The 14,896-nt window shown below is 37.8% G+C and carries 10 protein-coding genes; 6 read left to right on the forward strand and 4 right to left on the reverse strand.

What is annotated here, in order from left to right; genetic code table 11:
• Nucleotides 1-104: 104 nt before the first annotated feature.
• Nucleotides 105-1,451: a T9SS type A sorting domain-containing protein gene (locus ACLHG9_RS03900; protein ID WP_410220214.1), complete on the forward strand. Its 1,347-nt coding sequence runs from the start codon at nt 105-107 to the stop codon at nt 1,449-1,451.
• A gap of 6 nt (nt 1,452-1,457) precedes the next feature.
• Nucleotides 1,458-2,810, forward strand: coding sequence for a hypothetical protein (locus tag ACLHG9_RS03905; RefSeq protein ID WP_410220215.1), 1,353 nt, complete (start codon nt 1,458-1,460; stop codon nt 2,808-2,810).
• Between the two features lie 495 nt (nt 2,811-3,305).
• On the opposite strand, the gene secA is transcribed toward ACLHG9_RS03905, so the two are convergent.
• Both secA and ACLHG9_RS03915 read right to left on the reverse strand, forming a co-directional pair.
• A complete protein-coding gene (gene secA / locus ACLHG9_RS03910; protein ID WP_410220216.1) occupies nt 3,306-6,608 on the reverse strand; it encodes a preprotein translocase subunit SecA in 3,303 nt (1,100 codons plus the stop codon).
• A 232-nt stretch (nt 6,609-6,840) separates the two neighbouring features.
• Complete coding sequence (locus ACLHG9_RS03915) at nt 6,841-7,137, reverse strand: hypothetical protein (protein ID WP_410220217.1); 297 nt, start codon at nt 7,135-7,137, stop codon at nt 6,841-6,843.
• A gap of 163 nt (nt 7,138-7,300) precedes the next feature.
• On the opposite strand from ACLHG9_RS03915, the gene purD reads away from it, so the two are divergent.
• Nucleotides 7,301-8,572, forward strand: coding sequence for a phosphoribosylamine--glycine ligase (gene purD, locus ACLHG9_RS03920; protein ID WP_410220218.1), 1,272 nt, complete (start codon nt 7,301-7,303; stop codon nt 8,570-8,572).
• A gap of 200 nt (nt 8,573-8,772) precedes the next feature.
• Here purD and ACLHG9_RS03925 read toward each other — a convergent pair whose 3' ends face one another.
• Both ACLHG9_RS03925 and ACLHG9_RS03930 read right to left on the reverse strand, forming a co-directional pair.
• On the reverse strand, nt 8,773-9,915 hold the full coding sequence (locus ACLHG9_RS03925; RefSeq protein ID WP_410220219.1) for a redoxin domain-containing protein: 1,143 nt from the start codon (nt 9,913-9,915) through the stop codon (nt 8,773-8,775).
• A gap of 115 nt (nt 9,916-10,030) precedes the next feature.
• Nucleotides 10,031-11,212: a formimidoylglutamase gene (locus ACLHG9_RS03930; RefSeq protein WP_410220220.1), complete on the reverse strand. Its 1,182-nt coding sequence runs from the start codon at nt 11,210-11,212 to the stop codon at nt 10,031-10,033.
• Between the two features lie 34 nt (nt 11,213-11,246).
• On the opposite strand from ACLHG9_RS03930, the gene ACLHG9_RS03935 reads away from it, so the two are divergent.
• The 3 genes from ACLHG9_RS03935 (at nt 11,247) to ACLHG9_RS03945 (ending at nt 14,806) form a co-directional block, all read left to right on the forward strand.
• Nucleotides 11,247-12,245: an NAD-dependent epimerase/dehydratase family protein gene (locus ACLHG9_RS03935; protein ID WP_410220221.1), complete on the forward strand. Its 999-nt coding sequence runs from the start codon at nt 11,247-11,249 to the stop codon at nt 12,243-12,245.
• Nucleotide 12,246: 1 nt separating this feature from the next.
• The gene (locus tag ACLHG9_RS03940) at nt 12,247-13,545 is read left to right on the forward strand and encodes an HAD-IB family phosphatase (RefSeq protein WP_410220222.1); all 1,299 of its coding nucleotides are present in this window, start codon (nt 12,247-12,249) and stop codon (nt 13,543-13,545) included.
• A 295-nt stretch (nt 13,546-13,840) separates the two neighbouring features.
• Nucleotides 13,841-14,806: a tryptophan 2,3-dioxygenase family protein gene (locus ACLHG9_RS03945; protein ID WP_410220223.1), complete on the forward strand. Its 966-nt coding sequence runs from the start codon at nt 13,841-13,843 to the stop codon at nt 14,804-14,806.
• Nucleotides 14,807-14,896 lie beyond the last annotated feature (90 nt).

Raw genomic sequence — 14,896 nt, forward strand, 5'->3', positions numbered from 1 at the left:
TTAAAACGGCTGAATTATTTTCAGTTTTATTACGCAAAATAATTATCACTTTTTTGTTTTAAATAAATACAAAAGTTATAACTTTATTTTACCAAAATCTAAAAATGAACTTTCAGCGTCTCGCACTCTTGCTCTTTTGTTGGCCTGTGGCTACCGCAAGTGCACAGGTTTCCATTTCTGGCGGAACAAATTTTGTAATTAATACCGGAGCTAATGTTGTCTTAAACGATTTGTCTTTGAATTATGGAAGTAGTAATCTGGTAAATAACGGAAACCTGATTTTCATCGGTAATTCTGACAATACTATTGCTGGATCTTCAACATTGAACAAATTTACTTTAGCTAAAAGTTTAGGCAAAAAACTGATGCTGGGCAATCAGCTTTCGCTAACAGGCTCTGTTAATCTAAGTAGTGGCATTTTAGATCTGAATGGCTATAACTTAAATCTGGGTACTACAGGACAGTTATTAAACGAAAATGCGGCTTCATACGTAACAGGAAATTCGGGCTATATTATCGCCACTGCAAATTTAAATGCCCCACAAAGTGTAAATCCAGGTAATATAGGGGTAGTGCTTACCAGCTCAAGTAACTGGGGTAATACTACGATCAGAAGAGGTAATTATGCGCTGAGCGATGGTACCCACCAAACCATAAAAAGATTTTTTGAGATTGAGCCTACGCTTAATACCAACCTCAATGCTACTATCAGGTTTAATTATCTAGATATGGAACTGAACGGATTGCAGGAAAGTCAGCTCAAGCTTTTATATTCAGATAACAATGGTACAACCTGGAGTAATTTAACCAGCGCCACCATCAATACAGCCCAAAGTTATATAGAAGCTTCAAATGTAAATACAATGGGTCAGTTTTCTGCCGCCAATGATTTTACTACGCTACCTATATCTGCTATTAATTTAAGTGGTATTGCCAACAATAGTAAGATTGTTGTTAAGTGGTCTACGCTTAATGAGATCAATGTAGATTATTTTATCATAGAGAAAACCATAGACAGATCCAGTTTTAAAGAAATTGCACGTATGGCTTCTAAAAGCAGTGTTTCTGCAAATAATGCTTATTTAATTGAAGATAAGAGCCCTGTTCTTGGCGCAAACTATTATCGCATAAGAGGCATTGATAAAAACGGAGATGAAACAACTTCTGGTATTTTAGCTGTTCCGTTCAGTTTAACTAAAGATCAGACCGTTTCCATTTATCCAAATCCAACAGCAAAACTGATCAAAGCCAGTTATTATGCTTACAATAACCAACCTGTAACTTTATCTGTGATTTCCAATTCTGGTAAAACAGAGTTTAGTAAAGTATTCCCGATCATATCAGGATTGAACGAACTACCATTGGATGTTTCATTACTGCCGGCCGGCGTTTATTATTTAAAAATATCTAATATAACCTTTAATAAATCAATAAAATTCATCAAAAATTAAGTTCGAATGAAGCTTAGAATTTTACAATTAGCTGTTTTAACCTGCATTTCATTTTCGTTGAAAGCACAGAATGTAGGTATCAATACCGATGGCTCTACCGCTAATGCCAGTGCAATGCTGGATGTAAAAAGTACTGACAAAGGTATGCTGATACCCCGAATGACCACAGCACAACGCAATATGATAGCATCTCCCGCAACCGGTCTATTGGTTTACCAAACCGATGGCACAAGCGGATTTTATTTTAACCAAGGCACACCATCTAGTGTAAATTGGGTTTTACTTGGTGCCAAAGGTGATACCGGAGCACAAGGTGTACAAGGAGTTGCCGGTACTAACGGCTACAGCATATTGCAAGGTAATATTCCTCCTTTGGCCGGCAACGGGGCAGATAACGACAGCTATATTAACACTTCAAACGGAGATGTATATAAAAAAACAGGCGGAGCATGGTCTGTAACAGGAAATATTAAAGGGCCCCAGGGCATTCAAGGGCCTCCTGGAAATACCGGGGCTACGGGTGCTACAGGTGCAACGGGTGCTACCGGAGCTACAGGTTCGGCCGGAATAAACGGCTATAGCATATTGCAAGGTAATGTTCCTCCTTTGGCCGGCAACGGGGCAGATAACGACAGCTATATTAACACTTCAAACGGAGATGTGTATAAAAAAACAGTCGGAGCATGGTCTGTAACAGGAAATATTAAAGGGCCTCAGGGCATTCAAGGGCCTCCAGGAAATACCGGGGCTACGGGTGCTACAGGGGCTACAGGGGCTACAGGGGCTACAGGGGCCACCGGACAAGGTTTTGCCAATGGAAGTGCTGCTAATCAAGTTTATATCACGGGTAGTACTAGCCCTTGGGCTCCAACTAGCCCGGTTACAGTTAGTGGTGATGCTACTTTAGCCAGTAATGGAACCTTAACTATCGCTAATAATGCTATTACCTCCTCTAAGATTGCCAATGGAGCTGTAGGTATTGCAAAAATTAATACTACGAGTGGAACGGCCGGCAGTACGACCTATTTAAGAGGCGATGGAACCTGGGCTACACCTAGTGGCAGTGCTTTAAAAACGATAACAGTAAGTGGCAATACTACACTTACCAATGAAACTCAATTTGTATTTATTAATGCAGATTGTACGGTTACTTTGCCTACTGCTCCTGCAACAGGGCAAATAGTTTACTTGTATTCTGATGCTTCTACTGCAAACCGTAAAATTGACTTCGGAGGAAAATATTTCTATAGCAGCGGTAGTAGAAGCAATGCTCAAGCAAACTTTGGTAACCTAGGCTCTCTTGCTATAACATTCTTGTACAATGGCACTGATTGGTTTCTTATATCTTCCGCTTTTTAAAAAAATTTTCTTTTAAAAACTTATAAGGTTTGTGGCTTACATACACAAACCTTTTTTTTACCTAATCTTACGGCCTATCTCGTTTCTATATTATCCCCAAGAGGTCTATAAGACAATCTCAACAGGAAATTCCGACAAATAGAGGATTGTCTATCTACCATACAATTGGGTTTTTTGTTAATAGGAGAGTTCAATTATAATCTGTTGATAAATTAACCTTTCAACTGATGCTGAACTAAATTACCTTCGGTGAGCTCGCTTAAGCTCGTTACTCCATAGCTACTCCCTAGTTAGGATGACAGCACTCCCTAAATTTATTTCACAAGTAGTTTTTATTATAGTTATGGCCTTGTAACTCGTCATGATCGGAACCAACACTACAAATCATATACCGTGCTGTTTTATATGAATTGAATAATAATTAGAACTCAAGTTAAAAGCAATAAAAAAACCTCAAGCAGTGCGCTTGAGGTTTTTTTATATTTAGGGGAGCTTTTATACATTTGCCCCATGGCAGTTTTTATATTTCTTGCCACTTCCACAAGGACAAGGCTCGTTACGGCCAATCGTTACTTCTTTTCTGATAGGCTGCATCGGCTGAGGCTCGCGGGTATCGCCCACTAAATCCAAACCTGAGTTATCTCCGTATTCCTGTTTGGTTGCATTTAATTTAGGCTGCGGTTGCGGCGCTCTTGCCTCGCTTAAGTTCTCCGACTCAGCCTGTACAGGAATGCCTCCTTTAAACAAGAAGCTCACTACTTCTTTATTTACGGTACTCAACATGCCTTTAAATAAATTAAATGCTTCCATTTTGTAAATAATCAATGGATCTTTCTGCTCATAAACGGCATTTTGTACCGATTGTTTCAGCTCGTCCATTTCACGTAAATGCTCTTTCCAGCTATCGTCTATCAAAGCAAGGATAATAGTTTTCTCAAAAGACTTGGTAACCTCTTTACCCTTATTTTCAATTGCTTTTTTAAGGTTAACCGGAACCTGTACATGACGCATTCCGTCTGTAAAAGGAACAATTACCTGCTCTATCATCTCTCCTCTTTCGGCAAATACCTGGCTCAGTACCGGCATGGCCTGATTAATTACTGCATCAGATTTACGGATATAGAACTGCATTACCTCATCAAACAAACGATCGGTAAGGTCGTGGATCTTTCCTGAGTTAAAATCTTGTTCACTGATTGTAGTATCAACCGAGAAATTCTTGATGACTTCGAGTTTAAATCCTTCGTAATTCACGCTTTCTTTATACTCGGTTACGATATCTTCAACCACATCAAAGATCATGTTGTTCATATCTACATCTAAACGATCGCCAAATAAAGCGTTACGGCGTTTAGCATAGATTACGGTACGTTGCGAGTTCATTACATCATCGTACTCTAACAAACGTTTACGTACACCAAAGTTGTTCTCTTCTACTTTTTTCTGCGCTCTTTCAATAGAGTTGGTAATCATAGAGTGCTGAATTACTTCGCCTTCTTCGATACCCATTTTAACCATAATGTTAGAGATACGCTCTGAACCGAATAAACGCATCAGGTTATCTTCTAACGAAACAAAGAATTGAGATGTACCCGGATCTCCCTGACGTCCTGAACGGCCACGCAACTGTCTGTCTACACGACGCGACTCATGACGTTCTGTACCTATAATGGCTAAACCTCCGGCTTCTTTTACACCTGGGCCTAACTTAATATCTGTACCACGACCAGCCATATTGGTAGCAATGGTTACCGTACCTGCCTGACCTGCTTCTGCAACGATATCAGCCTCTTTCTGGTGTAATTTCGCGTTTAATACATTGTGCTTAATCCCTCTCAGTTTTAACATACGGCTTAACAATTCAGATATCTCAACCGATGTAGTACCTACCAATACCGGACGACCTGCTTCTGTTAACTTTACGATTTCATCAGCAACGGCATTGTATTTCTCACGTACGGTACGGTACACATAATCCTGCTGATCTTTTCTTAACAAAGCTCTGTTTGTTGGAATTTCTACCACATCTAATTTGTAGATAGACCAAAATTCACCTGCTTCTGTAGTTGCCGTACCCGTCATACCGCAAAGTTTGTGGTACATACGGAAATAGTTTTGTAAAGTAATGGTAGCATAGGTTTGTGATGCATCTTCAACCTTTACATTTTCCTTAGCTTCAATAGCCTGGTGTAAACCATCAGAATAGCGACGGCCCTCCATGATACGACCAGTCTGCTCATCAACAATCTTGATTTTATCTTCATCAATGATATACTCCACGTCTTTCTCAAATAAGGTATAAGCTTTTAAAAGCTGATTGATAGAGTGGATACGTTCTGCTTTAATACCATAATCGCGCATTAAAGCATCTTTTCTTGCAATTTTTTCTTCATTGCTTGCACTCGATTTCTCGATTTCGGCAATTTCTGTACCTACATCCGGTAAAACGAAAAAGCTTGGATCTTCTCCCTGCTGTGTAATGAGCTCAATACCTTTCTCAGTAAGTTCAACCTGATTATTTTTTTCATCTATATAGAAAAACAATTCAGCATCAACCTTAGGCATGTTCTTAGATTGATCTGCCATATAGTGGTTTTCTGTCTTTAACAGAGTTTGTCTTACATTACCTTCGCTTAAGAACTTGATCAATGCTTTATTTTTTGGCAAGCCTCTGTGCGCACGTAACAAAGCTAAACCACCTTCTCCTTCTTCTGTACCAGTATTTCCGCTGTTAATTAAGGTCTTTGCTTGGTTTAAAGCCTGAGTAACATAAGCTTTTTGTGCATTCACCAAACGTTCAATACGTGGTTTTAACTCATAAAACTCGTGCTGATCGCCAAAAGGCACCGGACCTGAAATGATCAAAGGTGTACGGGCATCGTCAATTAATACCGAATCGACCTCATCTACCATAGCGAAATGCAGTTTACGCTGTACCAATTGGTCTGGGCCTTGCGCCATATTGTCACGCAGGTAGTCAAAACCAAATTCGTTATTGGTTCCGTAAGTAATATCAGCCAGATAAGCTTTTCTACGTTCTTCAGAGTTGGGTTGGTGTTTATCAATACAATCTACACTTAAGCCATGAAACTCAAAAAGAGGTGCATTCCACTCAGAGTCACGACGGGCTAAGTAATCGTTCACGGTAACGATATGCACACCTTGTCCGGCCAGTGCGTTTAGATATGCCGGTAAGGTACTTACCAGAGTTTTACCTTCACCGGTAGCCATTTCGGCTATTTTGCCACTGTGCAATACCATACCACCAATTAACTGCACATCGTAATGAACCATGTTCCAAACCACTTCGTTTCCGGCAGCATCCCAACGGTTTGCCCATAGCGCTTTATCGCCCACAATTTTAACATTATTCTTACGGGCAGCCAGATCTCTGTCAAACTGAGTTGCAGTAACTTCAAGAACTTCATTTTCTGTTAATCTGCGCGAAGTTTCTTTTACTACAGCAAATGCAGCAGGTAATATTTCTTTTAATATTTTTTCAAGTTCAGTATCCCTTTCTTTACCTAAAGCATCTACTTCTTCATAGATATTCGTTTTTTCCTGTAAAGAAAGTCCACTGTTCTCTGCCTGAGCTTTCAAGTCCGCAATTTTTGCATCAATATCAGCCAATCCTGAGGCTATAGTTGCTTTAAATTCGGTTGTTTTTGCACGCAATTCATCATTACTTAAAGATGAGAGCTTGTTATATTCTTCGTTTATCTGCGCTACAATAGGTTGTAACGCCTTAATATCTCTTTCTGATTTGGTTCCAAATATCTTGGCTAAAAATCCTAACATTTTATTTGTTGTTTATATTATTTTATTGCTGAATTGTTTTGTTGTTAATATCCTCGGTCAGCATCATGTTATGCTTATTACCTATTTATAAATCAACTGCTCTTGTTCAAGTGTTGCTTTTCTTCAGACGTCAGTCTACCAACATCTTATGCAACAACCAAGCCAGCAGCACAATACGGCCAACTTGACAGATGCTTTTATAAATTAACTATTGAAGTAGAGTTTAAAACAACTAAGGGCTATTATTCTTAGTATGGGGCCCGGTAACGTTTTCATTAAGCCTGTTTGCTGTAAAATCAGGGTAACAGATCTTGGTCTGAAACAAAGTACCGCTCAAAGAAAGATCGCTGTAAGTTAGAAAACCTGAGTTAAGCTGATCTGTTTGCTCATAAGCTTTTACCAGTTGTATAGTAGCATTCTGATTTGTACACACACGTTCGCTCGAAAGATCGACACTCTCCACACGCTGGGCCTGAGCCAAATGTGTTAAGCTGAAAAAAACAAGCGAAAGGGTAAATAGGTGCTTCATTAAGAGGGCAAATCTAATTTTAATCTTTAAAAAACCGAAAAAAGATTACATAAAAGCTTGATTATTTGCAAAAACATTACTCTGATATTAAAAAAATCTGAACAGATGCTTACAAAGCATAGTTTTTATATAGCATTTAAGTTTAATGCAATATCTTTGCCTTATGAATATCCTATTAATCGGTTCAGGTGGAAGAGAATGTGCTTTTGCCTGGAAAATCAGCCAGTCTGCACAATGTTCTAACCTTTTTATTGCACCCGGCAATGCGGGTACATTAGCTTATGGTAAAAACGTAAACATCGACATTAAAAATTTTGATGCCATAAAAGAAATAGTTCTTAAAGAACAGATAGAGCTTGTGGTGGTAGGTCCCGAAGAACCATTAGTTTTGGGAATTCATGATTATTTTACCGAGGATGAAGAATTGCAGAAAATACCGGTAATAGGTCCTAAAAAAGAAGGCGCCGTTTTAGAAGGCAGCAAAGATTTTTCTAAGCAGTTTATGGAACGCCATCAGATCCCTACGGCAAAATCAAGATCTTTTACAAATGAGAATTTACAGGCGGGTTTGGATTACCTTGCCAACCATAGTTTACCTGTTGTTTTAAAAGCTGATGGATTAGCTGCCGGTAAAGGCGTATTAATCATCGATAATTATCAAGAAGCACAGGACGAACTGAAACTAATGCTTGATGGTAAGTTTGGTAATGCCGGTTCTACTGTAGTAGTTGAAGAGTTTCTAACTGGTATCGAACTTTCTGTTTTTGTACTGACAGATGGCGAAAATTATGTAATCTTACCTGAAGCTAAAGATTATAAACGTATTGGACAGGGCGACACTGGTCTAAATACGGGCGGCATGGGCTCTGTTTCTCCGGTTCCTTTTGCAGATCAGGCTTTTATGTCTAAAATTGAAGAAAAGGTAATTAAACCAACCATTAAGGGTTTACAAACCGATAACATTGATTATACCGGCTTTATTTTCTTTGGATTGATCAAAGTTGGTGACGAACCTTATGTAATCGAATACAACTGCCGTATGGGCGATCCGGAAACGGAAAGTGTTTTACCAAGAATTGAAAATGACCTTGTTGAATTGTTCTTAGCTACAGCCCATAAAAAGCTTGGCAATTACCAGATTAAGATAAACCCTAAAAATGCAGCTACTATAGTAATTGTTGCAGGTGGTTATCCTGGTGATTACGATAAAGGAAAAACTATAAGTGGTTTAGAAAACTTAAGAGATTCTATTGCTTTCCACGCCGGCACACTTAAAGACGGAGGTGTAGTAAAATCAAACGGAGGTCGTGTTTTAGCCATTACCAGCTTACAAAATACTCAATTTGAAGCTTTACAATGCGCCACTGCAGATGCCGGACGTATTTATTTCGATGGAAAATATTTCAGGGAAGATATAGGGTTTGATTTAGTTTAATGCGATAAAAAGCTTAATCAAAAAGTCTTCACAAAATTTGTGAAGACTTTTTGATTAATGATTATACTTAGCCTCTATTTTTTTAGATATCTCTAAATATATAAAGATTGTTCCAGCAAATATCCATTCAAAGCATCTCTATAGAGTTCATAAAAAAACCGCTTGAGAAATTCAAGCGGTTTTTATGTTTTACAGAACCTTTATTTAGTTCTATTATTCAAAACTTCTTCTAATTTTTTATGAAGCTTAGAACCTCTCAAATCCTTAGCGATAATCTTGCCCGAAGGATCTAACAAGAAGTTAGCCGGAATACCTGAAATACCCCATGCTTTTGACACTTCATTGCTCCAACCTTTTAAATCAGATACCTGAGTCCAGTTTAAGCCATCATCTTTAATTGCTTTTACCCATGCTTCTTTTTGACCAGGATTATCTAATGATACCCCTAATATGGTAAAGTTTTTATCTTTATATTTATTGAATGCAGCAACTACATTAGGATTTTCTCCGCGGCATGGTCCACACCATGAAGCCCAGAAATCAATTAGTAAATATTTACCTCTGAAATCTGATAATTTAACAGGCTTGCCATCTACATCATTTTGTGTAAACTCCATAGCCATAGCTCCTACCGCAGTCTTTCTGGTTGAAGAGAATTTTGCAGGTAAAGAAGCCCCAATTTTGCTTTGTTTTAAAGCTGGGTCTAAAGACGCATACAATTTTTCTGTCTGATCTAAAATTTTATCGTCGCCCGAAATACTGCTCAAAGTAACTAAGCTGATGTATGATTTAGGATTTTGCTTAATGAACTCTAGATAAATTGGTTTCTTTTCATTATCAACCTTATCATATTTCTCATAGAAAGCTTCCATAAATGCTTCATCATCTTTCTGCTCTTTGGTAAATTTTGCATACTCATCATTAAGCACTTTCTCTTTTGCTGAAATGGCAGTAAGCATTCCTTTTAATTTGGTATTGTCAATGTTCGCGGCAGTACCACCAGCAACTAAAGATTTTACGCTATCAACGCTGGTTACGGTAACATTACCTGGCTCAACATAAAAACCCGAAAAATCTAGGTTCTTTGTATTTGCACCTTTAACAAAAGGATTTACATTTTTAAATAATTGTGCAGAAGTAGGATTCTCAATAGAACCTTTAAACTCAAAACTTCCGTTTGTAACAACCGCCGAATCGATTACACGTTGGTTGTTATATGGGTAAGCCAAATAAAGCTTAGTACCATCTTTAACTTTTGATAGCTTTCCTTTTACTGTAAATTGGTTTTGGGCAAAAATACTTAGTGGTAACACAAGCATTGCCGATAATAGTGCTCTTTTCATGGTTCGTTTATGCGTTGATTAAGTTTTATAACGCAGAGTTTTACTCTAAATTGCGCTTTTAATAAAGTTAGTTTTTTCAAATATAAGGTTTTGAAAAACACATATTCATATTTATTTATGATAATTTTTGAAAAGTACGCCACCATAAATTAGGCATTTCGCCATTGATAGCCATCTGATAATCTTCATACCTGCAAGGCACAAGATGATATCTTTCGTTTTTTGAGCCGTTTGAAGGATAAGGGACCTGCATCCACCAACGGTCAGATTTTTTGCTTTTCACAAAGTTCATTTCTCCCGAACCGTCTTTTAAACTTGCTCTGTAAATCAGGTATTGCGATTTTGGTGTAAGCGGAAAATCCTGTTTACGATTATAAACGCCATCTACAAAATACCATACCATTTGCGCTAACAACATAGCGCTTTGCGCATTTTGATCAAAAGCCGGGTTAAACTCATAAAAACCTATCGAAGTTAATTTATCGCTCATACCTGCATAACGGGCAATTCTGCACGCATCCTGACCAAAAAAACCATTTGGAACCGCATTATAATTAGCACACATATCTGCCGAACGGATAGAGCTTACATCAAAGCTTAACATATTGGCATTTCTTACGATAGGCTCAGCAATGGTTAGATCATTCATAAACTCGCCCAAACGGTGCGCATCAAAGTAAAGCTTATCCATTACCTTAAGGCTTTCCTGACTTACAAAATAAGTCTGGTAACCAATATTACTGAAATTGAACAGATAGTTAGGCTGGTGCAGAAATATTTTGCTCAGGTAAGATTGAGAAGTGGTTGTATTGTTGTCTGGTTCATCTTCTTCCAGATCAAATTTAGAATCTACCACTACTAGATCCACCTTTTGTTCCAAAGCCTCATAAGCCATATATTGCGCATAAGTCAGATCTTGTCCCCCGCCAATAATTACCGGAACTATGTTTAGTTTAACCAGTTCTTCAACAGTTGTTTTAAGCGCAAAATAAGTATCAGATATGCTTTTTCCGGCAATGATGTTTCCCAGATCAATAATGCGACTGATATAAGGCCCTTCATGCAAAATATAAAACTGCGATCTGAAATAATCAGGTGCTAAGCCACAGCCCGAATTGTCAACCGTCCCTCTGTCTTCATTAACCCCTATTATAGCAATATCATATTTGCCTTTTTCCAGATCAGGAAAATATTCGGTATGAAACTGAGCTTTTGCTCCTATCTGGGTTGTATAAAAACCTTTCTTGGGTGTGAACTTTTCTACGCTAAGCGGCGAAAAAAAATCTGACAAAGACATATGCTATTTAAATGTTGAGCTCAAATATCTATTTTTGAAAGCATATTTTAACATCGTTTTAAAAAAACATATGATATTGGTAAGTGGAGCCACGGGCTTTTTAGGTTCTGAACTGGTTAACCAGCTCACTGCACAACATTTAAAAGTGAGGGCTTTAAAAAGGACCTCATCTAAAATCCCAGAATTACTAAAGAACAACCCCTTAGTAGAATGGTATAATGCCGATATCAATGAGCCTGAAGATCTGGCTGATGCCTTTGAAGGGATTACAGCCGTTTACCATTGTGCAGCCTTTGTTTCATTTGATCCAAAAGACAAGAAAAAACTTTTTAAGGTTAACATAGAAGGCACCGGGAATATGGTTAATCTCTGTCTTGAAAAACAGATCCGTTTGTTACATGTAAGTTCTGTTGCGGCACTTGGCAATGCCAAAAAAGATGAACTGATTACAGAACAACATTTTTGGGAATATGACCCGAAAGTACATGCTTATGCCATTTCTAAATATGAAGGTGAAATGGAAGTATGGCGTGGTGTAGCCGAAGGATTGGACACTGTAATTGTAAATCCGTCGGTAATTATTGGCAAAAATGCAGGGACTGAGGGAAGCGGAGCCATTTTTAAACTGGTTAAAGACGGATTGAAATTTTATACAGATGGTGCAACTGGCTTGGTAGATGTTGAAGATGTTGCACAATGTATGATCAGTTTAATGCAAAGCCCGATTACCGGACAGCGCTATATATTATCTGCTCAGAATTTAGATTACAAAACTTTCTTTGCACAGATAGCAAAAGGTTTTAGCGTTAAAGCACCAAGCATTGCAGCAAAGCCCTGGATGTTAGGTCTTGCATGGCGGGTAGCCAAATTGGCCTCAGTATTTACCGGAAAAGCTCCCGCGCTTACAAAAGATGCTGCACGCAGTAGTTTTAACCATAGTTACTATAGCAACCAAAAAATATCTACTGCCTTAAATTTTCAATTCAGACCTATAGAACAGAGTATTACCGAAGTTTGCAAAGCACTTAAATAAAATGGACGAACAGCGTTTCTATATCATAGATTTCGACAGTACCTTTACGCAGGTAGAAGCCTTGGATGAACTGGCCCGTATTTCTCTTAAAAACAACCCCGGCCGCGAAGCTATTTATAAAAAAATAGAAGATTACACCAATCTGGCAATGGAAGGAAAGCTATCTTTTTCTGAAAGTCTTGCCCAACGGGTAAAACTGCTCGAAGCCACTGAAGAGGATCTTAAAAAGCTAATCAAGCACCTTAAAAAGAAAGTATCTAAATCATTCTCCAGAAATGCTGCCTTTTTCAAAAAACACGCAGATGAAGTGCTCATCGTTTCGGGTGGATTTAAGGAGTTTATTACCCCCGTAGTAAGTCAGTATCATATTAAAAAAGAAAATATCTACGCCAATACATTTATCACAAATGGTGACGGTAAAATCATTGATTACGATCATGCCAATCCGCTTAGCGAAGAGGGTGGTAAGGTTAAGCTTTTACAAAACCTAAATTTAAAAGGCAATTTGTATGGCATAGGCGACGGTTATTCAGATTTTCAGTTACGTGAAAGCGGACTGATCAAAAAATTCTTCGCTTTTACCGAGAATATTGCCAGGGAAAGTATCATCTCAAAAGCAGATCACATAACACCGAGCTTTGATGAGTTTTTGTATGTAAACAACTTACCCCGTGCAATTTCTTATCCAAAAAACAGGATTTTATGCCTGGTAATTGGCAATGTACCACAAGAAAGTATCGCTTTGCTTAAAAAAGATGGTTTTTCTATACGCCACAAAACAGAATTTGAAGAAAAGTATGTTAAAGATGTAGGTATGCTCATTTTAGCTGATGGCGAAAGGATAGAGAAAGAAAAATTGCAGCGTGCAGCCAAGCTAAAAACCATTGGTTATTTAGGCAATGCCCGCAATAAATTCTCTATAGAAACCTGCAACAATATGGGGATTGTAGTTTTTGATGATCCAAAAGACAACCCAAGAAATGTGAGTTTTATTCCTAAACGAGTAATTGATTTCATGAACAAAGGCACTACTTATTTAAGTAGCAATTTTCCAAGCATACAGCTTCCTGCCCTTGAAAAATCACACAGGCTCATACATATCCACCAAAATGTTCCGGGTATTATGGCTCAGATCAATACAGCTTTTGCCAAGCATGATATTAATATTGTTGCACAGTTTTTAATGACCAAAGACAATATTGGTTATGCCATAACAGATATCAATACACAATATGATAAAACCCTATTCAAATCACTGAAAAAGATTGAGCATACCATAAAATTCAGGGTTTTGTATTAAAATTTAATTGTAACTTCAACAACATTTTAAGGATAGAGAACCGAGCCTCGTTTTGTAAATATGGCAATGAAACATTTCCTTTTACATATAACCCATAAAAACAATGCTGCGCTTAACAGCTGTAGTTCTACAGCTGTGTTTACCTGTTCTTATCCAATTCCTTTTCCATGCACTTGGATATGTTTATGTGAATTATGTTTAATCATAGACAGACCAAGTTAAATAAATGTGATGGCCTGTAGCACCTTTACTGGCGTTTAATTAAACAACATTCTTATCATTTTTATTTAGACACATGGAACTTACTCCGGAAATAAAACAAAAAATAGCCTTGCTTCAGGAAAAATACGAAGCTATGGGACAAGATATGGCATCTTATTTAGATGGCCTTTTATACGCTGATTTTCTCACCTATTGGGATTATATACACTTAGACACTTTATTAAGCCTTCAAAACCCAAAAACCCCTTTTCCTGATGAGAAGATTTTTATCATGTACCACCAGATTACCGAATTATACTTTAAACTGGCTTTACATGAATGCGAGCAGATTGCAGAGCAAGAAAATCTTACCACAGACTTTTTTACTGCAAGGGTTAAGCGTATCAATGCTTATTTTAATGCACTGACCACTTCGTTTGAAGTAATGGTTAATGGCATGGAAAAAGAACAGTTCTTAAAATTCAGGATGTCACTTTTACCTGCAAGTGGTTTTCAAAGTGGCCAATACCGCATGATCGAGATCAGTGCTACTAATCTTATACAGCTTGTAGATAAGAGCAAACGTGAAGATCTTAAAAATGCAGATATAGAAAAACAGTTCGAATATATTTACTGGAAATTTGGCGCAACTGAACTCGCCACCGGCAAACAAACCTTAACACTTAAGCAGTTTATCAGTAAATACGCGCAACAGTTTTTGCAGCTGGCCAAAGACCGTATAAACACCAATTTTAGCACACTTTACCTCAAATTAGAGGCACAAGGTCAGAATGTAAGCCTGTTGGCTGAAGAACTTAGAAAGTTAGATCTTTATGTTAACGTAGAATGGCCGCTTTCTCACTACAAATCGGCAGTACGTTATCTCGAAAAAGATCCTGAAAATATTGCTGCTACAGGAGGTACAAACTGGCAGAAATATCTGCCTCCACGTTTTCAGAAACGGATTTTCTATCCATTCTTATGGACCAGAGAGCAAATGGATGAATGGGGCAAAGGATGGGTATTAAATGTATTAAACTCGCTTAAAAATAACAAATAAATAACCTTACACCCATTTTTTTTACTAATTTTGCGGCACATTTTTTTCACTAAATGCCTGAAATAAAACCAATAACCTATTCGTTTAAAC

The organism is Pedobacter sp., assembly GCF_046462515.1.
In the GTDB taxonomy this organism is placed as follows: domain Bacteria; phylum Bacteroidota; class Bacteroidia; order Sphingobacteriales; family Sphingobacteriaceae; genus Pedobacter.

Coding starts and splice junctions, on each gene's coding strand:
- ACLHG9_RS03905 (WP_410220215.1), top strand. CDS start 1,458: ATGAAGCTTAGAATTTTACAATTAGCTGTTTTAACCTGCATTTCATTT.
- ACLHG9_RS03915 (WP_410220217.1), bottom strand. CDS start 7,137: ATGAAGCACCTATTTACCCTTTCGCTTGTTTTTTTCAGCTTAACACAT.
- ACLHG9_RS03900 (WP_410220214.1), top strand. CDS start 105: ATGAACTTTCAGCGTCTCGCACTCTTGCTCTTTTGTTGGCCTGTGGCT.
- secA (WP_410220216.1), bottom strand. CDS start 6,608: ATGTTAGGATTTTTAGCCAAGATATTTGGAACCAAATCAGAAAGAGAT.
- ACLHG9_RS03925 (WP_410220219.1), bottom strand. CDS start 9,915: ATGAAAAGAGCACTATTATCGGCAATGCTTGTGTTACCACTAAGTATT.
- ACLHG9_RS03945 (WP_410220223.1), top strand. CDS start 13,841: ATGGAACTTACTCCGGAAATAAAACAAAAAATAGCCTTGCTTCAGGAA.
- ACLHG9_RS03930 (WP_410220220.1), bottom strand. CDS start 11,212: ATGTCTTTGTCAGATTTTTTTTCGCCGCTTAGCGTAGAAAAGTTCACA.
- ACLHG9_RS03940 (WP_410220222.1), top strand. CDS start 12,247: ATGGACGAACAGCGTTTCTATATCATAGATTTCGACAGTACCTTTACG.
- purD (WP_410220218.1), top strand. CDS start 7,301: ATGAATATCCTATTAATCGGTTCAGGTGGAAGAGAATGTGCTTTTGCC.